The 22,645-nt window shown below is 34.1% G+C and carries 21 protein-coding genes, 5 pseudogenes and 1 riboswitch; of the genes and pseudogenes, 9 read left to right on the plus strand and 17 right to left on the minus strand.

Going from position 1 to position 22,645, the window contains the following annotated elements; translation table 11 throughout:
* The first annotated feature begins 125 nt into the window (after positions 1–125).
* Positions 126–431: a monooxygenase gene (locus tag ACFWDE_RS21060; protein ID WP_199676300.1), complete on the plus strand. Its 306-nt coding sequence runs from the start codon at positions 126–128 to the stop codon at positions 429–431.
* A gap of 309 nt (positions 432–740) precedes the next feature.
* Here the strand turns inward: ACFWDE_RS21060 and ACFWDE_RS21065 are convergent, their stop codons facing one another.
* Both ACFWDE_RS21065 and ACFWDE_RS21070 read right to left on the minus strand, forming a co-directional pair.
* Positions 741–1,499 (minus strand): alpha/beta fold hydrolase, encoded by a 759-nt coding sequence (locus ACFWDE_RS21065; RefSeq protein ID WP_377894481.1) that lies wholly within the window; start codon positions 1,497–1,499, stop codon positions 741–743.
* Between the two features lie 180 nt (positions 1,500–1,679).
* A pseudogene (locus ACFWDE_RS21070) lies at positions 1,680–1,803 on the minus strand (IS110 family transposase); the annotation flags it as partial.
* A 443-nt stretch (positions 1,804–2,246) separates the two neighbouring features.
* Here ACFWDE_RS21070 and ACFWDE_RS21075 point away from each other — a divergent pair.
* Complete coding sequence (locus ACFWDE_RS21075) at positions 2,247–2,597, plus strand: PH domain-containing protein (RefSeq protein WP_377894483.1); 351 nt, start codon at positions 2,247–2,249, stop codon at positions 2,595–2,597.
* Between the two features lie 320 nt (positions 2,598–2,917).
* Here the strand turns inward: ACFWDE_RS21075 and ACFWDE_RS21080 are convergent, their stop codons facing one another.
* On the minus strand, positions 2,918–3,736 hold the full coding sequence (locus tag ACFWDE_RS21080) for an alpha/beta fold hydrolase (RefSeq protein ID WP_377894485.1): 819 nt from the start codon (positions 3,734–3,736) through the stop codon (positions 2,918–2,920).
* 11 nt (positions 3,737–3,747) lie between these two features.
* Positions 3,748–4,221, minus strand: coding sequence for a GbsR/MarR family transcriptional regulator (locus ACFWDE_RS21085; protein ID WP_377894487.1), 474 nt, complete (start codon positions 4,219–4,221; stop codon positions 3,748–3,750).
* A gap of 442 nt (positions 4,222–4,663) precedes the next feature.
* Between ACFWDE_RS21085 and ACFWDE_RS21090 the strand changes: the two are divergent.
* Positions 4,664–4,864 (plus strand): annotated as a pseudogene (locus ACFWDE_RS21090) (IS4 family transposase); the annotation flags it as partial.
* A gap of 253 nt (positions 4,865–5,117) precedes the next feature.
* Here the strand turns inward: ACFWDE_RS21090 and ACFWDE_RS21095 are convergent.
* Complete coding sequence (locus ACFWDE_RS21095; protein WP_377894488.1) at positions 5,118–5,297, minus strand: DUF4083 family protein; 180 nt, start codon at positions 5,295–5,297, stop codon at positions 5,118–5,120.
* A 290-nt stretch (positions 5,298–5,587) separates the two neighbouring features.
* Here ACFWDE_RS21095 and ACFWDE_RS21100 point away from each other — a divergent pair, with 290 nt between their 5' ends.
* Both ACFWDE_RS21100 and ACFWDE_RS21105 read left to right on the plus strand, forming a co-directional pair.
* Entirely contained in the window at positions 5,588–6,013 is a 426-nt protein-coding gene (locus ACFWDE_RS21100; RefSeq protein ID WP_377894490.1) for a MarR family winged helix-turn-helix transcriptional regulator, read from the plus strand.
* A gap of 80 nt (positions 6,014–6,093) precedes the next feature.
* Positions 6,094–7,182: a YhgE/Pip domain-containing protein gene (locus ACFWDE_RS21105; protein ID WP_377894491.1), complete on the plus strand. Its 1,089-nt coding sequence runs from the start codon at positions 6,094–6,096 to the stop codon at positions 7,180–7,182.
* A 981-nt stretch (positions 7,183–8,163) separates the two neighbouring features.
* On the opposite strand, the pseudogene ACFWDE_RS21110 reads toward ACFWDE_RS21105, so the two are convergent.
* From ACFWDE_RS21110 to ACFWDE_RS21130, 5 genes and pseudogenes are all read right to left on the minus strand, one after another.
* Positions 8,164–8,514, minus strand: a pseudogene (locus ACFWDE_RS21110) (DUF2306 domain-containing protein); the annotation flags it as partial.
* A 12-nt stretch (positions 8,515–8,526) separates the two neighbouring features.
* On the minus strand, positions 8,527–9,186 hold the full coding sequence (locus ACFWDE_RS21115) for a GAP family protein (protein WP_377894493.1): 660 nt from the start codon (positions 9,184–9,186) through the stop codon (positions 8,527–8,529).
* Positions 9,187–9,196: 10 nt separating this feature from the next.
* Positions 9,197–9,955 (minus strand): MerR family transcriptional regulator, encoded by a 759-nt coding sequence (locus tag ACFWDE_RS21120; protein WP_377894494.1) that lies wholly within the window; start codon positions 9,953–9,955, stop codon positions 9,197–9,199.
* A 111-nt stretch (positions 9,956–10,066) separates the two neighbouring features.
* Entirely contained in the window at positions 10,067–10,210 is a 144-nt protein-coding gene (locus ACFWDE_RS21125) for a hypothetical protein (RefSeq protein ID WP_377894496.1), read from the minus strand.
* Positions 10,211–10,716: 506 nt separating this feature from the next.
* On the minus strand, positions 10,717–11,268 hold the full coding sequence (locus tag ACFWDE_RS21130; RefSeq protein WP_377894498.1) for a GNAT family N-acetyltransferase: 552 nt from the start codon (positions 11,266–11,268) through the stop codon (positions 10,717–10,719).
* Between the two features lie 405 nt (positions 11,269–11,673).
* Here ACFWDE_RS21130 and ACFWDE_RS21135 point away from each other — a divergent pair, with 405 nt between their 5' ends.
* A complete protein-coding gene (locus ACFWDE_RS21135) occupies positions 11,674–11,949 on the plus strand; it encodes a hypothetical protein (protein ID WP_001087731.1) in 276 nt (91 codons plus the stop codon).
* Positions 11,950–11,959: 10 nt separating this feature from the next.
* Here ACFWDE_RS21135 and ACFWDE_RS21140 read toward each other — a convergent pair.
* The 3 genes and pseudogenes from ACFWDE_RS21140 to tnpA form a co-directional block, all read right to left on the minus strand.
* A pseudogene (locus ACFWDE_RS21140) lies at positions 11,960–12,328 on the minus strand (PTS transporter subunit EIIC); the annotation flags it as partial.
* A gap of 297 nt (positions 12,329–12,625) precedes the next feature.
* Positions 12,626–13,738, minus strand: coding sequence for an RNA-guided endonuclease TnpB family protein (locus tag ACFWDE_RS21145; protein WP_377894500.1), 1,113 nt, complete (start codon positions 13,736–13,738; stop codon positions 12,626–12,628).
* Positions 13,739–13,749: 11 nt separating this feature from the next.
* Positions 13,750–14,148 carry an IS200/IS605 family transposase gene (tnpA, locus tag ACFWDE_RS21150; protein WP_377894502.1) on the minus strand — a complete coding sequence of 133 codons (399 nt, stop codon included), beginning with the start codon at positions 14,146–14,148 and terminating at the stop codon, positions 13,750–13,752.
* Positions 14,149–14,433: 285 nt separating this feature from the next.
* Here tnpA and ACFWDE_RS21155 point away from each other — a divergent pair, with 285 nt between their 5' ends.
* The 3 genes from ACFWDE_RS21155 to ACFWDE_RS21165 are packed head-to-tail and all read left to right on the plus strand — an operon-like array spanning position 14,434 to position 18,156.
* Positions 14,434–15,942 (plus strand): spore germination protein, encoded by a 1,509-nt coding sequence (locus tag ACFWDE_RS21155; RefSeq protein ID WP_377894504.1) that lies wholly within the window; start codon positions 14,434–14,436, stop codon positions 15,940–15,942.
* Positions 15,929–17,032, plus strand: coding sequence for a GerAB/ArcD/ProY family transporter (locus ACFWDE_RS21160; protein WP_377894507.1), 1,104 nt, complete (start codon positions 15,929–15,931; stop codon positions 17,030–17,032). Before ACFWDE_RS21155 ends, ACFWDE_RS21160 begins: the two co-directional genes overlap by 14 nt.
* A complete protein-coding gene (locus ACFWDE_RS21165; RefSeq protein WP_377894509.1) occupies positions 17,029–18,156 on the plus strand; it encodes a Ger(x)C family spore germination protein in 1,128 nt (375 codons plus the stop codon). The genes ACFWDE_RS21160 and ACFWDE_RS21165 overlap by 4 nt, the downstream gene beginning before the upstream one ends.
* A 287-nt stretch (positions 18,157–18,443) precedes the next feature.
* On the opposite strand, the pseudogene ACFWDE_RS21170 reads toward ACFWDE_RS21165, so the two are convergent.
* The 4 genes and pseudogenes from ACFWDE_RS21170 to ACFWDE_RS21185 all read right to left on the minus strand — a co-directional run.
* Positions 18,444–18,794 (minus strand): annotated as a pseudogene (locus ACFWDE_RS21170) (cation transporting ATPase C-terminal domain-containing protein); the annotation flags it as partial.
* Between the two features lie 70 nt (positions 18,795–18,864).
* The gene (gene tnpB / locus ACFWDE_RS21175; RefSeq protein WP_377894511.1) at positions 18,865–19,986 is read right to left on the minus strand and encodes an IS200/IS605 family element RNA-guided endonuclease TnpB; all 1,122 of its coding nucleotides are present in this window, start codon (positions 19,984–19,986) and stop codon (positions 18,865–18,867) included.
* A 207-nt stretch (positions 19,987–20,193) separates the two neighbouring features.
* Positions 20,194–21,522 carry a magnesium transporter gene (mgtE, locus tag ACFWDE_RS21180; protein WP_002016493.1) on the minus strand — a complete coding sequence of 443 codons (1,329 nt, stop codon included), beginning with the start codon at positions 21,520–21,522 and terminating at the stop codon, positions 20,194–20,196.
* A 213-nt stretch (positions 21,523–21,735) separates the two neighbouring features.
* Positions 21,736–21,912: riboswitch (M-box (ykoK) riboswitch) on the minus strand.
* A 381-nt stretch (positions 21,913–22,293) separates the two neighbouring features.
* Positions 22,294–22,641 carry a hypothetical protein gene (locus tag ACFWDE_RS21185; RefSeq protein WP_002191455.1) on the minus strand — a complete coding sequence of 116 codons (348 nt, stop codon included), beginning with the start codon at positions 22,639–22,641 and terminating at the stop codon, positions 22,294–22,296.
* Positions 22,642–22,645 lie beyond the last annotated feature (4 nt).

Consider the following 22,645-nt stretch of genomic DNA (forward strand, 5'->3'; position numbering starts at 1 on the left):
GTTTTAAAGATAAGATCGTGTTTCCCGATCTTATTTTTTTATTTGTAGATTTTTGGTACAAAAAAAGGAATATTTATAAGGCGTAGTACCACATTGAAAAATATTTAAAATAGGAGCGATTGAAAATGGCATATTTATTACAAGTTGATTTTCCTTTTGAAGGTCCTTTTGATGAGGAAATGGAAAAAGCATTTTGGGATTTAGCAAAAAGTATTAACGAAGAAGAAGGGTTCCATTGGAAAATATGGACAGAGAATCAAGATAAAAAAGAAGCTGGAGGCATCTATGTATTTGAAGAAAAACAAGATGCTGAAAAATATGCTGAAATGCATAAGAATAGACTTCAAGCGTCTGGTGTTAAAGATATTAGGGTAAGAATTTTTAACATTAATGAAAAACTAACCAAACTGAATCATGGTTATGTCAAATAATAAGGGATACAAAATCAACGTTTTTTTATGCCGAAATTTGCTTAGCGTATATTTTCGTTAAAATGTTGGTGGTACGCCGATATATCGTATCTTGAATACTAGGCATAACTAATCCCCCTAGGCTATATATGTGTTTTAATATTCAATCATCTTTATTTTAAAACAAGAAACCTATCCGAAGATAGGTTTCTTGTTTATATTTATAGTATCAATTTGAATATTTTCCCTGAGTGGCCCCTCATACCCAGAATCGTTTCCGTACCCCCTCAATTCTTTGCAGATCCATCATGAATTTCAATCTTATATCGCTCATTTTCCCATCTCCTTCAACATTAACATAATCTCCTCTATAACAATTTCTGGCTCATCATGATGAATATAATGTCCACTTCGACTAGCAATCCGGTACTTGCTTGACGTTGACAGCCATTGGAATTCTGCTTGGAGTCTTTGCTCAATTTCCAATATTTCTTGAGATGGCCATCCCTCTTCACCATTGTCAGGTAAACCTCTTGTAATAATTGCGAGAGGGAGGTTACTTTGATTTGAATGATCAACGATTTGCTTATAGCTTTGTATTTTATCAATCTTCTCACTATTCAACATAGGATTCTCGTAATATTCCCTATTTCCTGCAAGCAGATTTTCGGGTAGAACCTTTTCATAGGCAAGTTCTTTATATTCCGGTGCGGCGTCAATCAAAACCATACCGCAGATGTTCAGTGGATAAAGGCTGGCATATAATCTAGCGACCAAACCACCAAAAGAATGTCCCACCAATATATAGGGCCTCTCCACTTCAAGCGCTAGCAACAATTCGTTGAGCTCCTCGACTAGATCATAGCAAGTCGTCGGGACGGATGCGACTTGACTCCTGCCAATACCCGACCTGTTATAGGAAAAGGTTGATGTTTTTTGCGATATTCGGTCTTGGACTTTTTTCCATGTCTCATAGCTATCGCCTAACCCTGCTATGAAAATTACGCTTGGAATACTGTTACGTGAATATTTATTGAATAGTCTGCGGTCATCACAGATATCAATTATCTTTTTATTTTGTATAGTCACTTTTAATCACCCAGTTCAATTATAAGCTTCACACTATTAATATTCCCAAAATAATTGGAGTATTATATAGTTTTGTGAATTTTTCCATTTTATATTTTGTAACTTCAGCTAAAACCACTCCAAAAGAAATCTGTAGAATACCAATTGATAATTTGCTTACTTCCAAGTTTTTTGTCGTTATTCTGGAAACACTTGATCTAAAATAGTGTGAAAACTGCAGCTTAGCTTCCACATACATATTCGTCACAATCTCCTCTTGTCTAGAAAGATTTCTAAGATTTAATAGTTGAATTCCCATCTTTTTTATAAATATGAAAATGCGACCTCCATTTCTGAAGAATCGTACCCTTAAGCATTGGTGAAACGGACAACCACCTCTATTGAAATGGTATCGCAAATGTCCGGTTACACCACGACTGTCTGCCTGATTAGTTTTTTTCGTTCTGGAAAGCAAAACGATTTAACTTTTTTATAAACGGTTCGACTTTATTTCAAAGCTACATTATATATATGTAATGGGGGTACAGCAACGATTCCTTCTTTTTGGAGCCACTTACAAAACTAAAACAAGAATCTGTATCTAAAAGTTCATTTTTAACGATCTTTTAGGTACAGCTTCTTATATAGGGGTAGTACCAGCATAGCTGACACCACCCGCAAATTAATTAGATATTAGAATAATTAGTTTAAAATTCTATGAATTTTCAGATATAATTGATTTATATTAGATAATAAAGGAGTCCTACAATGCAAAATTTATTAGACCGAGCCAAGACAATATTATCTTCAGATGAAAAAGTTTTAGATGTTTTACATGGTTCTTTAGACATTTTTGAATATCGGCATCCTGTACGTCCTGGAGTACTAGTTGCTACAAATAAAAGATTATTTTTTTACGGGCCTGATTTAGTTGGTGATGCATGGATTAATGAATATTTTTATGAAAACCTATCAAAATTGAAAGAAAAAAAGAATTTATTTGGTGTATCCAGTATACTTTTTTGGAATAAAAATGAAAGAGTGAGCATCAGAAATATCCAAAGCAACAATCTCAGTGAATTTATACAGATGATTCAAAATAAAATAACTGAAGATTAAACAGACCCTATGAGTAAATCATGTCAATAAAAATCCGATTTCTAAAGAATTCAGAAATCGGATTTTTTAGTTCCTCTAAATTGGGGTACCGCCACATCACCATCAAGCTAAGATTTTGAGGTACCCCCAAAACGAAATTTTTATCTCTTGGCAGTTATTTATGTAAATTTAACTCGTTTTTTTCGTTTTAGGGAACAACCGATATCTTAAGTTGATGGCTATGGGTATTAATTTTTTCTTAGCTTGATGGGCATGGGCGGTACCCTAATAAGAAAAGATATCCTTTTCGAAGAAAGTAAACCTTGTAAACTCTATTGTTTTTATTTACTGAATGCTGTTACATCCTTATATTGTTTCAAAGGCTTGTCTTCTAGAAATTCAATTATCATCTCATTAAAGATATCCCGGCGCATCGTGTTTAATGGATCGAATGCATGTTTGAATAGTGCGAGCTTAGCATTTTGAACATGGTTGAAAATAATGCGGGATCCTTTCCCTTCATCAACGCCGGGCATTAATTTTCCCTCACCACCCATTACAAGCGTAGGTGACTGAATTCGATGCAGTTGATCAGTATGTGTTGGAAATGGTGCTTTCTTCATTGCAAGTAGCATGTTCTTATCAATTGAAAAAGAATTTCTTAAAATACGCTGTGTATAAGGATCATCTTTATAATATTTCATCATGAGATTTATAATCATATTGTATGGAAGCAGACTGAATATAAAATTCGATATCGACAGCACCCAATTGGCTGCCAATGTAGGCATCTCACTATAGCTATTAGATACGACAAGTTTATCTACGTATGCTGGATATTTTATCGCCAGCAATGTAGCCAATTGACCGCCTTGCGAAACTCCTACAACATGAATCTTGCTGATTCCAAGTACATCTAGAAAGCATTTGATATCCTCCACGATAACATGATGGTCGTATTTATTATTCGGAAATTCCTTTGTCGAATCTCCATGTCCTCGATAATCAGGCATAATCATCTGATAGTGTGCAGAGAAAGCCTCGAATTGAGGCTCCCACATTTTCCATGATGATCCACTTCCGTGCAGAAATAGTATGGGAAATCCCTGGCCTTTAATTTCGTAATGAATAGTGATTCCGTTTGCAGTAACTTTTGGCATAATATATCCTCCTATTTTGTACTACTCCCTTTTCGCTCTTCCCACTGAACTAAAATTTGCTTCGATTGCTGGATAACGAATTCGAAAAACTCGATACTCTCATCGATTATAGGCGCGGCTTCCTCTTTAAGAACTAGCTCCTTTGCTCTACACAAATATTGTGTCATCATGTTTCCCTGTGCAATGCTCGTATGCAAAGTCAATGCCCATGCATCTGAATGTAGTTGATAGAAATCCCTCTTGCTACCAGGAACCCCAACCTTACGAAATAAAGAAATTTGAACACCTTGTCGAACGGACAATGACGCCGTTCCTTTGCTAATTTGCAAATCGTTTACCATGTCATCGAGTGATTTTGGAGTACCTGATATCAATAAGTACCCCCATATCTTGCCAAGCGATCTTGCACCGCCTGAAGATTCTATATAAGTCCCAAAATCTTCTATCAATTCCTTCTGATCATCGTTCAATATTCCCTGTTTCATTTCACACACCCCTATCGTTTACTGTGTTTAATACATATTAAACACAGTAAACGTATATTTGCAAGGGAAATTACAAAAAATGTTAATGCTGGTTTGAAATAAAGTTTGATCAAAACTTACTTAGAATTCTTTGATTAAAGGTATAAAACATCTCATCTTTTTTATAAACATGGTAATTTTATTTCAAATCTACACCAAGAAAATTTTGACACGAAAAAGGCCACTCTATCGTACGCTAAGAGTGTTTCAACAAGGATAGAGTCTACTTTGATTGTAAGTGCAAAATAACTATCAGCCTAATAAAATAAGCTACCACAAAACGATGAAATTGAGCCGTTTTGGTGTAGGGCACCATTGCTATCAAGATAGCAGAACAAAATTCCCTTAAATTAAAAATTACGCTATTCTATTTGTAGAATCATAGGAAAGGATGGCGTTTTTTATGTCTGTTTCTGTGTATGACGAATTACAGCTATTTGCTCAAGAGATTCAAAGTTTTTTATCTCCAAATACCTTACGGAATCTTGCTAGAGATATTGGTTTTGTACAACGAACCAGTAAGTACCAAGCAAAAGATTTAGTAGCTTTATGTGTATGGGTGAGCCAAAATGTACCATGTCTGATAACCAAGCAGCTTAATTCAAAAAAGGAAACCCGTTAGGGTTTATTTCGTATGCAAATCTTTCAATCATCTACATTTTCCCTTTAGAAAAAAGAAAAAATCTCGCCTAAAATTGACTTTGCAAAATCTTAGCTTGATAGCGATGGGGTAGTGACATATTTTGGAAAATAACCACGCTAAGCAAAAAATACAATAAGCTGCCCATATGGACAGCTTATTTACATAATTTTCGTTATTGGAAGTTATTGCAAACCCCTCCTGTTTGGAGGGAGGATCAATCTTTGTTTTGTTTTTCTAATAGTTGAATAACCCTATCTAACTTTTGCTCAACTTGATCTTGCTTTTTGCGATTGCTGGTATGCCGAATTATACGTATAATCCCGCCAAACAGTGCACCGATGATTACTAAAATAATAGCAACTTCTATGTAATAAATACTGGTTTCTAAAGGCATTATTTAGAACCTCCTTTTTCCCTATTTTACCATTTGAAAGAAGTGATATGTTGTTTGATTTTGGTTGTATATTATATGCATGCTTGGTTAACATAACGTCTCATTATCAGTAGTCAACGATGCATAAAAATTTCGTTATGGGGGTAATTAAAAATCTTAACTTGATAGCAATGTGGCGGTACCCCCTATGTTCGTTCTCTACCTTCAACTTGACTTGTAGAGATTTCGAAGGTAAAATACGATTTGAATGATAGGCTGTGCATTTAATTTCCAATGAAAGGAGCTCTATTTTGATTCCACAAGAGAGTGCTGTGAGTTATTTATTTACTAGAATGTATTTTCTAATTAAAAAAAAATCAAACCATGCGTTAAATAAATATGGTTTAACCCCTGAACAATTCATTATTCTACACCACCTTTTTGAACATGAAGGCATATCTCAAAAAGAGTTAGCAGGATTGGAAGATAAGGATCAAACCAGCGTGGGAAAAACTCTTGAGAGGCTAGAAAACAAAGAGTATATCATAAGAAAATCCAGTCATGAGGATAAACGAGTTATTTTGTTGTTTCTATCCCCCACAGGCAGGGACATTTATTTTGAAGCACTTCCTGTAATGCAAGATGTAAGTCGTTCCATTGTGGATGTATTACCACCAGCCGAGGCCAAACAGTTTGTTCATTTACTTAATGAGGTCTTCTCAAAACATTCCAGATGAAAATCATCTGGATTATATTTTACACAAGTACATGCACAGCCGATTATCGTCTAGACTATTAATTATTAAAGGAGCACATTATGAATATTTCAAAAACATTAAAAAGTTATTTTAAACTGTCATATACGAAGTTTGGTCTGTTATTTGCATTCGCACTACCATTATTATTTTCAATTCTATGGTTAACAGGGTATAACGGAGCAACTACTCGAATAGATCAGCTAAAGATCGGATTAGTAAACGAAGATACAACTCTTACAGAGTCTGTATTTAATGCATTAGACACGACTCTCCCCTTCCAACTCCACAAATTTACATCCATTGAACAAGCACGCGATGAAATGGACAATGGTATGGTAGACATGGTCATGTTCATTCCAGGTCATTTTAAAGAATCTATCGGTACCGGACATAGTGAGATATCGTATTATGTAAATCAGGCAAATGCTAATGTGGCCATATCTGTTCTTGAGAGTTCTGCCGAGAAGATTACTACGATGATTAGCAGAAAAGTGCTACATATTTCACATCAAGATGATGTCCAATCCAACATTATCAAGGATAATGAAGTATCTAACTTTTCATTTACAATGATTCCTATGATTCTAGGGTTTATATCCTACATTGCAGTTATGACTATGACCATTCAGCTTAATGTTTCCACTTTAATGCTAAAAGCCAAGCATGGAATGTGGGCTTTATTCTGGGCTAGACAAATAATATTAGTTGCTGTGTCCATACTTGCACCCTTGGTAATTACCGGCTTCACTATGTTTTTTGTAGAAACTGTAGCTTCATTCTGGATAATGTGGGGATTTCAAATTCTTGTATACCTTGCATGTATTTGTTTAACTCAAATGACATTTGTGTTAATGAATCATTGGGCCGCTTTCATTAACACAGCCTTGGTACCCCTTCAGTTAATGACAGCGGGGTATATCGTTCCAAGTTCTTTTTTGTCGCCATTTTACAAGAATATTGGAGACTTCTTGCCTGCATCAAATGCAATTCAAGGCTATCTGCGCTTAACATATAGTGGAGCTTCTATTAGTAACTACGTAATATATTTAATATTAATTGCTGCTGTTACTTGGGGTATAACCTTTACGAAAGTAATTTTGTTAGAGAAAAAAGAGGAAAATCAAAATCTTTTAGTCCATGCAAATTAATTTTTAACATTAGATGTGTAGCCTTAGAATAAAGTTTGAAAAAAAAGATTTGATGAAGCTTTATTTTGTGGTAAATGAAAGACAACCATTTTGAACAAAGATTGATCAAAATGGTTGCCTCTATTCTAATTGCTAATTTGATTTTAATAAAAAAGATTGATTAAAACTTTTGCTCAAACTGTATATAAAACTACACCTAATTGATTCAACAAGGATAAAAATAACTATTTGCAGTACACTTTTAATTAACCATAAAGTCAGTATTACTAAGAGCTTTTCTTATAAGTTCCTTATTATTTGGTATATGGAAAGTTGGAACATTTTTCATATCATCACGAAAAACCGGTAAGTTGTCCCATAAATCTTTTATGTGCTGTTTAAAATATTTTGAACTGCAATCTATAATGTCACTCTTATTTTTATAATCCGGATAAACAACGAAACTTAATTGAAATTTATACGCATAGCTATGATTTAACATGCTCTTAAGAAGCTTATTAAGTATGAAAATAAATCGAAATGGTTCGATTTAGAAAAAGACACTCGTGTGGGTGTCTTTTCTTTATAGAGTGTAATTGCTATCTTAAATTGATAGAGATGAAAGGCTACCTTTTTTTGCGGACAGCTGTAACGGAACAAATCATTTAGTACATATCCTTCAATGAATATTGAATTGATGATGGATGTAAGTTGAAATTTAAAAGCCGATTTCTAAATCGTTCAGGAAACTGGCTTATTTGTGTCTAAATCGTGTCTAAACGTACAATTTTCCCGAAATGATATGGTTACCCCATGCCCATCAAGCTAAGGTTTTAATATACCCCCTAAATGAAAATTTTCTATTCGGATAATTGTCAAAAAAAGAAATAAATTGTATCTTTTGTGAAGTTAATATTTAAAAGACAAAATAAATATTGTATTTTTATAGAAAATCATTGAAATACCTAAGAGTTCTTGCCTCAATATCACATCAAATTTGCATCAAAAATGTAAATCAGCATTTTTCTGTTGTTGTCCTTTATTAAGACTTTGTTTTATAAATAATTCTGCAATGATTAAATTTGGCACCCACGCTAACCAAGCAATAACAGCATAACTAAGTTCGAAATGCTCCAGTCCAAATAGCAATACAAATAAAGGTAGCCAAATTCTTAATGTAACTGCCGCAAAGGTTAAAGAATAATTTCTGATCATCCAATTCCGATGGTCTTGAATTTTTTTATTCTTAACTCTGTTTAATGCTTGATATGCCGATGTTAGCCAAAATACAGATAACAAACCGAAGCCAAGCTTTCCTACCAATCCTCCCGTAGCGTAAAAGGATAAATAAAGTCATGAAACGCCCTACAAATAATCCACGCTATAAAAAATCAGAACGATTCCAACAATACACATAATCCACGAAAGAGCCGATCCCGTATTATTAGCGATTTTTACCCGAAGCTTCTCAAGAGGTTTTTGCATCCGTCGACCAAATAGGAGATAGAAGAGAAACAGCACAAGGGGAGGAAACACCATGATAAAGTTGTATCCAACTAAAATAGAAGACCATTCCATCCATGATAGATTAGAAGTAGTCATTATACTAATTGCTACAAAATACGGAAAAGCAGTACCTACTTCAATTAGTGAGGTAGTGAATCCCAGCGCAACCATTGAAAGAATACTTCTTGATTTTGGTGCAGGTAGTCCTGTATTTTTCTTTGTTGGAACATAAAAACTTGCAATGAACAATACCAATCCAATAATAAAGACCATCCAACTGACCATTCGATTTTGAAATACGCTAAAAATATTATCAAGCAAAAACCCTAATCCTAACATGAGTGAAACTCCAACAGCAAAATAAAATCCTGCTACCGTCAATAAGTAAACCAATAAACGTTTGGTAAGTCTCTTATTATCTGTTAAAAGCAGATACACCGTTACCCCTAATGTGCCAGGGCTTAACGTGTCCAATAGGGCCATCCCCCCTATCAGGAGAAGTAGTTCTGTACTCACCATTCTTTCCCCTTTATTCTTGTTGTGGATTATTTTTTTTAGCTATAAAAATGGCATATGCCTGGTCCATAAACTCAAGCACATCCTGCTCAAGCGGATATAATCTCAGTTTCTCTGATTGCTTTGGCGACATCCTTATTTCCCACAGCATATCTAAAAATTCATCCTCACCTTCAAATTCCTCTAAGCGCTTTTCATCCATTCTTCTAATAATATTTTGGACCTTGAATGCTTTTGGACCGTCCTTCATATAACGCTTTAACTGACCTATCAGAGCAATCCATTCGAGTGAATCTGAGTTGTTACTTGTCATATTGGGAACCTTTCCCCATAATTTCATATCTCTGTCTTTAAATAAAGATTCGCGATAATACTGCTGTATTTCTTTATCTTTACTGGATAATTGCATAATCTTCTGAATCGCGGTCCAGTTTTCTGTCCCTTCTATCGCAATTCCATGTATCAATTCCCGTATGGATAACTCTATTTTCTTTAAATTTTCCTGTTCTTTTATTACAAAAGATAATTGACTCTTTAAACTCTCCGACCAATCCCACTCACTGGAAGCAAGCATATTCTTAATCTCGTGTAACGAAAATCCAATCTTTTTTAAAAATTGAACCTGCTGTAGTTTTTTTATTTCTTCATTCGTATATAAACGATGGCCGCCCTCTGTTTTAGATGCTGGTTTTAATAAGCCAATTTTATCGTAGTAACGCAGTGTTCTTACTGTAACACCTGTCAGCTCTCCAACCTTATTAATGTGTATCAACTGATAAACCTACCTTCCTTTACGTTAAGACTCTATCGTTAACAACCGTTTTCTCCATTCTAACTTATCATCTTCTTTTCTCTCTTGTTCTTACCACAAGTCTTTATGCTTTTATTCTTCTTTACAAAAAAAATTCTGAAGTAAGTATCCTGCACCCAAACCAATTAGTACACCTGGAAATCCATGATCCATTGTCAATCCAATACCTGCTCCTATAATGACACACCCATAAATAATAATATCTCTCATTTTCATCTAAAAACCTCCTAATTTTTTAATCTAATTTATCTCGAGAACACGAAGTAGTTACTAAACAGTATATAAAATGACCTAGCGTCAGCTTCAAGCTTTTTTATCCTTTTTCGCTTTTATAAATCAATGTATATAAAATTAGTAATTGATATAACATCATCTTCTATAACGATATCCAACGAAAGGAGTAGTGAAAAATGAAGAAATACTTTCTGTAACTTTAAAATTAAGATTGATCAAAGTAATGTTAATAACTTTGATCTAAAAGAAAATAGAAAGAGGAGTTTTGAAAAAAGACTGATTAAAAGCCCGTATTGATAATACAGGCTTTTAATCAGTCTTTTTATGAACAGTTCTTCTTTGTTTCAAACTAACCGTAGCATACCGAAATCTATCTGTAATTTCGGTTTATCATTTTTATAAACGGTGCAACTTTATTACAAACAGTTAAACTTTATTTTAAACCCATATTTGACCTTATTAAAAGTCTCTTTCGCCAAAACTATACTTTAAATAATATTATGATCTTCTCTTATGGTTGAATACATATATAAATCATCGAATTTACCACAAGTAAATTCATAATGTCTCAGCAACCCCTCTCTTCTAAAGCCTTGCTTTTCTACTAGTTTTTGTGATGGGAGATTAGAAGGTTCAATTAAAGCCTCAATTCTTTCTAACTGAAGGTGATGATAGCCATACTTAACAACGGCCTCCAATGCTTCACTAGCTATCCCTTTTCCCCAGTAATCTTTGCTTAATTCATATCCAACTTCAGCTCGATAATGTTTCGTAAGCATATTAAGAAAACCACAACTTCCTATAACCTTACCAGAATCTTTTAGTGTAATTCCCCATCTAATTCCTGTACCTTCTTCGTATATAGATTTATACCACCCTATTTCATCCCATACATCTTTTACAGTTTGGAAAGGTATTAACCCCATAGATTTCACAACATCTTTATCAGATAGATATTTAAGCATATCATTAGCATCTTCTGTTGTTACTGCTCTTAAAATTAATCTTCTTGTTTCAATTATAGGAAATTCCTTTTCCATTGAATTTCCCTCCTCTCAAGTTTTAATAGCCTTAAACATAAAAATAACATTGAAACCCATTATCTACTCTTTAACTGGTTCAATCATTACTTAATTTAAACCATTAATCAACGTTCTTTTACTGCAATAACACAAAATATTGTTTTGATGCTAATCTGTTCCGTTAGTTCAATAAGAAAAAATCGAAATACATATAGATTTTGGTTCATAAACACCTATCTGGTCTCACTATATCATTTCGGGGAAATTGTATGTTTAGATACATCTAAACTGGTTCCCTGTACGTTAAGGAATTAGTTTGTATATTTGAGGAGATGTACGAGACAGGTGTAAATTTAGGGGAATCCAATATTTCCTATTCAAATATGATAGAATGGAAATATATCCAAAACGGAGGAACAACAAATGAACTCAAACACACAACAGTTTATTTATGATATCCAGCAAAGAAAGAAAAATTATATAGAAAATGTATTAAAGGCAATACAACACCCTAAAAAAGAGCAATCTGAACAAGTCATTCAAAATATAGTAGAGAAGATGGATATGATGATCAGTTTAGTTACTACTTACATGACTATTGAATCAGAATCTATGAAAGAATTAAAAGAGCTTCAGGAAGAAATTATTCATGCTCAAGCATATATTCAAAAACGAAAATTTGAAGAAACACAGAGTTAAATTTGTTTCCCCCTCCTTGACCTGGTGATAATGGTTCACCGTTGAATATATTGTTTATTGGTGGATCAGCTGTTACTCCTGTTAAAAGGGTTACACCACTAATGAATCCACTAAGAGATGGTGTTGCTCCAAATTCTTTTGCAGCATTAATCCCTACATAAATAACCAAATAACTAAATATCTCATTTTTAATAACATTAAAAATAGTTACATACTGCTGCCATGTAGCACTGTCTAAGTTTCCTGCAGTAATATTGTTTGACAAAATTGATGCAATACCCGCGATTAAACCAGCTCCAACAAAAGCTGGAATTAAAGGGCTGAATATATTCCCGATTTTTCTTAAAAATGTTTTAAAAGGTGTATTATTTCTTTCTTTTGTTCAGCCTTCATTTCTGCACCTTTTGCTTGTAAATCTTCAGCGGAAGGTGCTGCTGAGCCAACATACTTCTCTTTCCCTTGTGCTACAACAATATCGAATTGTTCTATATGCTAATATACTTGTACGATTTTGTAATATGTAAAATTAATGTTCTGTGAACTACCCGCCACTTAACGTCCTAACGGACTGTTTGAAGTGGGGGCTTCTCGGTTAGTCGTTACTTTTGATAGCTAACGAATTCGTCCTAAGACAGCCGAGCTAACTCCCTTGTTCCAAAGGTTATTTTATTGCTATTTATGCTAACGCTAATAGACGTATTGCTTCATTTTTGATATTGATAGCTGCGTTATAATCTCTATCGAGATTTACACCGCATATGCAAGAATATACTCGTTCAGACAATGATATATTTTTCACATTTCCACAACTACTACATGCTTTTGTGGAAGGAAACCATCTGTCTATTTTCACAAGTTGTTTTCCTTGTTCGTTTAGTTTATAAGCTAAGAAAGAAGTGAACATACCCCACCCATTATCAGCAACACTTTTTCCAAAATGAAGTGCTTGCGACATTCCTTTCATGTTTAGGTCTTCAATAGCTACAACATCAAAATTAGTAGCCAACTCTTTAGACTCATGATGAAGGAAATTCTTACGTTGGTTAGCTACTTTCTCATGTAACTTAGCTACACGAATACGTTGTTTATTCCAACGCTCAGAACCTTTATTTCGTCTTGCTAATACTCGTTGTGCCTTTGCTAATCGGTCTAACATGTTACGATAGAACTTAGGATAATTGGCTTTCTCACCCTCAGAACTAACATATAATCCATCCATCGCAAAGTCTAATCCAACAAATGTTTCTACTTCTTTTTTTACAATCTCTTTTTCGTATTCAGTCAAGACGGACACATAGTATTTACCGGTAGGTGTCATGGAGATCGTACATGACTTGATCATATAGTCTTGTGGTATTTCTCTATGCTGTTTGATACGTACCATTTTCAGTTTTGGCAATTTGATATGACCATTAAGCAACATAATATTTCCGTTTACTACATTCGTTGTATAAGACTTTCTGTCTTTTTTACTTTTGAATGTTGGGAAGTCATTTTGACCACTAAAGAAATTCTTATAGGCAGTTTGCAAGTTTAGTTGAGCATTTGCCAAAGCTAATGAATCAACTTCTTTTAACCACTCAAATTCTGCTTTATATTTCGCAGGAGTTGGAAGCTTTTGTTTCTTTAGTTGTTCCTTATCATCTTTGTATTTTTCGTACGCTTCTTTCCGTTCTGCTAACATTCTGTTATACACGAAACGTACACAACCGAAGGTTTTACGCATAAGATATGCTTGTTCTTCTGTTGGATACAAACGAAATTTATATGCTTTATTATGCTTTGTCATATCATTTCACCTCACTTTTCACCTTGGTTTTCAATATATTTCTTTACTACATCTATTGGAGAACCACCAGTAGTTAGTAAGCAAAAACTTCTTGACCAAAACATCTCTTTCCAAAGTTTCTTTTTCACTTGTGGAAAGTCTCTCTTGATTAGTCGAGAACTTGCACTCTTATAAGCATTGATGAATTTTGTCATTTCTGTATTCGGATGTGCCTTGAACAAAATATGAACATGGTCTACATCATGATTCCACTCTACCAGTGTTATGTTGTAATTCTCGGATAACCTGACAAACATGTCTTTTGCATAATCTGACATATCATCATCAAACACATTTCTTCTGTATTTTACGACCAACACAAGATGATAATACAACAAGAACACTGAATGATTATTTCCGTCTAATTTCATTGATATACCAACCTTTATAATTTATAAGACTGATTATATCAGAGGCAAAATAAAAAGCAAAGCTTTTTGGCTACACCCAACCGAGATTCATCTCCCACCTACCGCTGGGCTACGCCCTTCACGCGCTTGAGGAAGGAGAATTCTTTCGAGGAATTCGTTAAAATTTCGTTCTGGGGGTGCCACCAAATTTCAAGTTGATAGCGATGTGTTGCTATCCCAATGAATAAAATTTGATTATATTAAAATAATAAAAACACGACTATTATACGTAATGAGGTGTAAATCATGTCTTTAAATGAAAAGACCTTAGAAACCATGGAAAATACCATTGTTGAAACTATCCAGACAAATAATTTACAAGAACTTAAGAATACATTAGAACAGATCTTTGATATTTGTGCCGATTTAGTTGAACATCCATTACAATTAAAAACAAAAACGAATGTTTTACTATATTATTTTGAAGGTCTGACAGATGGTTTTGCACTAAAAGGAAATGTCGTTACACCATTATTACAAGAAGTAAATGAAGACAGGCAAGTATTTAATTCTAATATTATTGCTACTTATACAAAAACAGTATATACATGGAATGAAATTAAAAAAGGGCTGCTCGAGGGACAATGTGTACTGTTTATGGAAGGAGAAAAGAAAGCCCTTCTCATAAATACAAAGGGATGGGCAGAAAGATCGATTCAGGAACCTATTTCAGAAGTTACCATTAAAGGTTCTCATGATGGGTTTATTGAGAATGCCACTAAAAACATAGGTCTCATTCGTAGATATATTCCTTCTACTGAGTTAAAAATCAAAGAATTGACAATCGGAGAACGGGCCACTACTTTTGTATATTTACTTTACTTAGGCGATGTAGCTAACGAAGATGTGGTACAGGAAGTGGAGACAAGAATCTGTAAAATTAAAACTGATACAGTATTGAGCGTAGGAGAATTGTCCAACTTTACAAAAGATCAAAATTGGACTCCCTTTCCACAGGCTTATTTAAGTGAACGCCCAGATGCTATTTCTAATCATATTCTTGATGGTAAAGTAGCAGTGTTAATTGATAGATCTCCTGGTGCAATGATCGTTCCAATGAATTTAATTGGATTTTTTCAGACTCCCGATGATTATAATGTACATTGGCTGATTGCATCATCTTTTCGCTTATTACGATTTTTAGGATTTATTATAGCTATATTTTTACCCGCAATATATATTGCAATGGTTTCATTCCACTTTGAAATCATTCCTTTAGATCTATATACTTCTATTGCAACGTCAAGAATTAAAGTCCCTTTCTCGCCTTTACTAGAAGCATTTATTATGGAAATCACATTAGAAATGCTTCGTGAAGCTGGTATTCGTCTACCACAACCAATTGGACAAACCATTGGAATTGTTGGAGGGATTGTAATTGGACAAGCAGCTGTTCAAGCGGGACTTGTGAGTAATGTTATGGTTATTATCGTATCTATTACTGCCATTGCATCATTTGTTGTTTCTAATTATGATTTATCAAGTTGTATTCGGCTTATTCGTTTTCCAATGATGTTATTTGCCTACTTTTTTGGAATTGTAGGTATTGTTAGTGGATTAATGCTCTTATTTGCTCATTTTGTTTCACTAACTTCCTATGGTTCACCATATGGATTGCCAATAGCACCATTTCGTCTCCAAGAGTTAAAAGATTCTTTTGTAAGATTTCCTATTTCTATGATCACCACCCGCTCGAGCACAGGACAGCCGAAACAAAGAAAGAAAAAAGAAGGTGGCTCGCATGGGGAATCTTAAATTCCAAAGTATAACATTATTCGAATATATTGTTTTCATTCATTCACTGCAACTTGCATCAGGTATGTTAATTATGCCAAGCCCTCTTGCCACTACCGCTGGTACAGACGGCTGGATTTCTATCATTCTGGGATGGATAATTACTTCTATAATTGGCGTAATTATTATATTAATGTTACGAAAAAATCCTAACAAGAATTTCTCTCAGATCTTAAATGCATACTTTGGTAAATGGCTAGGGACAATTTTTCTTCTTTTATATGCCTTTTATCTATTTTTTGCTGGTTTTAATACTTTATTAAAGGCAACTGATATTGTAAAAGTGTGGATATTCCCTTCCACTCCTGCTTATCAAATCTCCATATTATTACTATTGCCTTTTATTATTTTAGCCCTGAGTGGGTTAAGGGCTCTTACTAGTTATTCTATGCTTGTTTTCTTCTTCACTACTTGGATGCCACTATTTCTTCTTTTTTCACTAAAGAGTAACTACAATCCTTTACACCTACTACCTATTTTTAAAGATGGCTTATACCCTATTGTAAAGGCAACAAAAGAAACCATTACTCCTTATGCGGGCTTAGAAATTGCATATTTTATTTATCCGTTCTTACAAAAAAAACAAAAAGCCATAAAAGGAATACTAATAGCGAATACTGGAACCATGTTTTTCTATCTATATGTGACTATTCTTTCTTATATATACTTTAGTCCGGAGGGGATAAAAGACGTAATTTGGCCAGTATTTCATCTGTTAAAAGGAGTTCGTTTTTCTTTCATAGAACGATTAGAAATTTTATATATCGCTTACTATTTGATTGTATTTTCCACTACAATATATCCGTATTTATTTTTCAGTTTCGAATCTGTGACCATTTTATTTCAAAAAACCGTTCGCAATTGGGTGCTGGTTGGTTTTATGCTATTAATAGTCGGCTTATTCATTTTTCTAAACCCCGATGTGGATCAATATTTATTTATATATTCTCTTATGGATATCTTAAATATCATTTTCTTTATTCTATTACCAATCTTCTTTTTCGCTTACAGCATTGTTTTTACTTGGTTTACTAGGAGGAAACAGCTTTGATTCGAAAATGGATATGGATTGTAATCTGTTGTGTATGTTTAATTGGTTGTAGTCAGAGAATTCCTCTTGAAAAAGTTTCTTTAATCCTTTTAATCGGCTTAGATAGTACTTCTAATGGAAACATAAAAGTGGGCACAAGCATACCACTCTTTCATCATAAACAGCAAAGCAGTACTGTAGAGCATTGGGTTCAGGCGTCAACCATATATGATGGATTTAGCAAAATGGATACGAAATTAACAGGGTATGTGACATCATCCAAAGCTGAAGTTATTTTAATTGGGGATAAATTAGCACAAGAAGAAAATTGGATACAGGCGCTCGATTCCTCTTACCGTGATCCTTACGCTACCATCAATGCTAAAGTGGTGCTTGTTGATGGACCGGCAGAAGATGTGTTTAAAGTTAATAGGCCTGATAAGCCATCACTTCCATCTTATATAAATGGTGTAATCGAATCGTCTATTCAAAATAATCAATCCGTCTCTTCCACGATTCAACAATTAATGAGAGAAAAAAATGAACAGGGAATGACGCAAACTGTTCCCATTATCAAGAAAACAAATAATGAAATTGATACGGTAGGAATTGCATTTTTAAATCATCAAGGAAAGTACTTAACGAAGATTCCTAAAACCGATGTGAAGTTTTTCAACCTTATTAATAAGTCAAAAAATACAGGTCGGATGATACTACACCTTGTTCTTTCTCCAAAAAAATCTGATAAAAAGCCAAATACGTCTGTTTTGGTACAAAATGCAAAGAGAAAAATTAGTGTTGATTTCCAAAAAGGTAAATTTATTTTTAATATAGATGTAAGTATGAACGTATCCTTAATTGAAAAAACCAACGGAAACTTAACTAAAACTCGTTTACATGGTAATAAGAATATAGGTAGATTGGAACATGAAATCCAGGAAGAGTTCAATAAAAAATTACAAGGCATGTTACAGGATATGCAGAGAAATAAAATTGATCCAATTGGTTTATCATTACACGCTAGAGCTTTTCAATATAAAGAATGGAAAAAGGTTAAAGAAGATTGGTTGCGCGCTTTTTCAAAAGCTAAAATACGTGTGAATACACACGTTAAAATAAAAGATACAGGAACAATTAGAAATTAAACTATCTAGATTATTTTTAGCCAAGAAAACTTCCCCCTCAATTTGTGTGAAGGTGCATAGCACCAATAAGTTAAGTGGAAGATGAATTCACCTTTTCTGTAGGGAAACATGTGTTTCTAGGGTATATATGGTTCTGGTGCAAAGTTTCTCAAGAGATAAACAGAGGCATGAATATATGAGGAAATATTATGAGGCTACTAGTAATTCCTGATATACCGAAAAGGCGAAGTCTCCAAAGAGACTCCGCCTTTTCAACGTACAATGAACTTCAACAAAATGTTTTAGTTTTAAAGCCATCGATTAAACTTCCTGATGTATATTCTCTTTATAATTTCAGTAACTAGAGCATATATTGTTAAAATTCCAAATAACCACGGGAAATAATACAACGGAAGTGGAGTTAAGCCAATTTGGGTACTTAACCTGGTAAATGGAAGGGAAATCCCTATAATCATAACTAAACCTGTAAGTATCAAAACAGGTCTAGCAGCCGTACTTTGTAGGAAAGGAATATGTTGAGTACGAATCATATGCACAATCAATAATTGTGTTAATAATCCTACTACGAACCAACCCGTTTGAAATAAAGATTGCATTTCAGGAATATTTGCACCAAATATATTCCACATTACATTGAACTACCCCCACTTTCACTTCGTTTAGAAGAGGGGGATTCCTAAGTAAAGAGTTCTATCGAACTCTAATTTATTAGGCTAGCTCCACAGTCCTTGCGGTTAGAAGCCTTATCGCTTCATTCTTTAGATTGATACTTGCGTTAATATCTCTATCATGGTGTGTAAGACAAGAAGGGCAGTCCCATTTACGTAGGTTTAGATTTTTAACGTCTTTGTTTTGATATCCACAACAAGAACATAATTGGCTTGAAGCAAATGTTTTCGATACGACAATGACTTGTTTGCCATACCATTTTGCTTTGTATTCCAACATGGCTCGAAACTGTGACCATGATACTTCACTAATTGCTTTTGCTAACTTATGATTCTTTAACATATTCGATACTTGCAAATCCTCTATACCGATAACATCGTGGTTTTTGATGATTTCAGTTGAGATTTTGTCCAAGTAATCTTTTCTAGCATTTGCCATGTATTCATGAATTTTAGCTACCTTTACTCGCTGTTTATTCCAGCGAGAAGAACCTTTCATTCTTCTAGAAAGAACATGCTGTGCTTTAGCCAACTTCTCTTCTAATGATTGAAAAAACTTCGGGTTTTTATAGGTTGTTCCATCTGACAAAATGGCAAAATCTTTTAGTCCTACATCCATTCCAATGTAAGAATGTGTTTTCGGAAGTTCTTGCACTTCTGTTTCAACTAATAGTGACACAAAATATCTACCAGAAGGGTTCCGCCTAACTGTAGCATTTAAAATGCGTCCCTTTACTTCACGACTTTTGGCAAATCGAATAAGACCTAGTTTTGGCAATTTTATTTTGTTTCCTACAACGGCAATGTTTTCATTTGTTTGTTTTGTGGTATAAGATTGTACGTTGTTCTTCTTAGATTTGAAACGCGGGGCATTGTTTTGTTTTTTGAAAAGGCGTGTATAAGCATCCGCAAGGTTGCGAACAGACGACTGAATCGCAATACTATCCACTTCTTTTAGCCAAACAAACTCTTTCTTCATGGCAGGAAGTTTGGCAGAGCATGTACCATATGTCAAACCTTTTCCTGTTTCTTTGTATGCATTATCCCATAGGGATAGGAAGTGGTTGAATACAAAACGAGAACAACCTATCGTTTTATTGATTAGGATCGCTTGTGCTTTATTTGGATAGATACGAAATTTATATGCTTTATTAATCATCATTCATTTCACCTCCATTTCGGTATGCGTCTATTATACAACAAACATACATTCGGTAGGTAGTGAAGTAACACTTTATGTATGTCGAACAATTAAGATGGCTTCCTGCCATTCTTTGTCCGAGGCCAATTCATCTCCCACCTACTCACTTCGCGCTCCTTGAGGAAGGAGTCTTCTTGGCTAAAATGATAAAAACGAAAAATAAATTTTTTATAAACCTAATAGCATTTTTGCAATGGTAAAGTACAGAACTAACCCCGTCCCATCGACTAACGTCGTAATGAACGGACCCGAGATAACAGCTGGATCCAGCTTTAACTTATTTAGAATCAAAGGTAATACAGATGAAACAATAGACGACCAAATAACAATGAATAATCCTGTAATAGCTACAACTTGTGCGACTTCAGTACCTACGCCTAAAGTGTATGCACGAATTAATGCTGCCACGGCTAATGTAAGCCCAAGTAAAACACCTACTAATGCCTCTTTTTTCATGACACGAAATATATCTTTAAATTTCACCTCATTTAGAGCTACAGCACGCACCAATGTGGTTACAACTTGTGTACCTGTATTTCCACCAGTTCCGATTAACAATGGAATAAAGAAAGCCAGTGCAACTACATGAGTCAAAGTTTCTTCATAATGTCGAAGTACAGAACCAGTATATGCTTCTGCTACAAACAGAAGTAATAACCAACCTATACGTTTACGGTATATATGCCAAATAGAGGTTTCGAAATATGGCTTATCTAATGGGGTACTTCCTCCTAATTTTTGAATATCTTCGGTTGCTTCTTCTTCGAAAACATCCATTGCATCATCAAAGGTTATAATACCTATCATCCGATTTTCCATCGTTGTTACAGGTATAGCGGATAAATCATAATCCATTAGCTTTTGTACAGCTTCCTGTTGGTCTAAGTCTACTGAAACTGAAATAACATCTGATGCCATTATTGATGATAAAGTCTTATCATCTGATGCTAGCAATAATTCACGAATAGAAACAATTCCATTAAGCTGTCCACGTGTATCAAGAACATAAATATACGATATAGATTCTACCCCTGCCCCAATTTTCCTAATATGCGACAGCGTATCTTTCACTTTCCAATTTTCCCTGGCAGCGATATAGTCAATTGTCATCAGGCTGCCCGCTGTTCCAGGTTGAAAAACCAGCAGATCTCTAATTTTTTGTTGAGATTCTTCAGATAAAAGTTGTATCAATTTTTCAGCCTGAAGTGGATGAATTGAAAGAATTACATCAACGAGGTCATCAATGGATTGCCTAGCTAATAGCTTTTCCCCTTTATCCACAGACAAGTTGGTGTAAATATTATATTGCTCCTCTGGAGTAAGGTAACTAAGAATTTTCGCTCCTTTTTCAATAGGAAAACATTTCATTAAAGATATCTGATCTTCATGATGAAAATCTTTCATTCCCATTGCAATATCATAGGACTGAGTTTTTAAAAGTTCTCGCTCTAGGTGTATGTCTTTTGTCGTTAATAATTGTTGTAAACATTTTTTCATCGTAATTCCTCCTTAAGGACAGTAGTACTATTTATTCATTTTCCCACTTCTGGGAAAACAAATTTCTTAATAAATATGGGATCAATATCATCAATCATTAGTTTTCCCCCCTTTTTTAAGAGATTTATTACAAATAAAATTTTGCATATAAAAAACCTCCCCTAGTGATTCAACTAAAGGAGGTTGATTTAAAAAAGACATAGCTAAATAAAGCTCATTCCCCCCTAGTTGAGTTTTGGCACTATACAACGTAAAGGATGAATCATTCATCACTTAGCTATCTTAAGAAGAGCCTTAATCCGACAATTCCTGTTCTACCCATTGGCATCTTTCGATATTTTTGGGCAATAGCCTGTGTTTGTATAGGAGCCTCACCTAACAGGTTATAAATATTAAAATTTTTTTGCTTGTTTCATGTTAAAGAATATCCACTATTTTTAGACTTGTCAAGTACATATAAAACTTATTATTCCACTTTTTGGTGTCAATCCAATACCAAATGCTAGATATTAACATTTTATATTTATACAATAAATTTCACAATTTATGCATTTGATTTTCTAAGTTATACAATATCTAAACCTTGGTGAGAGGATTGCTTAATGTGCCACACGTATAATGATAGAGATGTAAATACCAGTATTAATTCACTGAAATTAACAATGTAATTGGCATTGTTTTTTAGGGTAGGAACTCCCCTTATAGGTTGGTAAACTTAGATGGCTATAAACAATCATCTACCTCCCAAGAAGCTCCTACTTATAATTATCTCTAATAGGTTAGTTCTGCCTTTAAGAACTTCAAAATTTCAGGGGACACTATTGTATTTGGATATTCATCTATCGAGCAAGAACCTCGTATATTATCGACACATAACCAAAAATTCCCCTGATCAGGTACAGAAAAAGATTCAGTATTAACATTATATTCCTTCAAAACTTTAATAAAATTTATACCTTCTGCCGGAGAAACAATTTCATCTTTCTCTCCCCAAATAACAAAAAAGCTACTTTTAAACATTGGGTTATTTGTTGCTTTCTTTATTTGATATATGGGAGAAGCATCTATATAAGCTTGAGTTGACTGATAAGGCGTTGTGTCCATCATTTTCAAGATCACATGA

It is taken from the genome of Bacillus sp. NPDC060175 (assembly GCF_042728695.1).
GTDB lineage: Bacteria > Bacillota > Bacilli > Bacillales > Bacillaceae_G > Bacillus_A.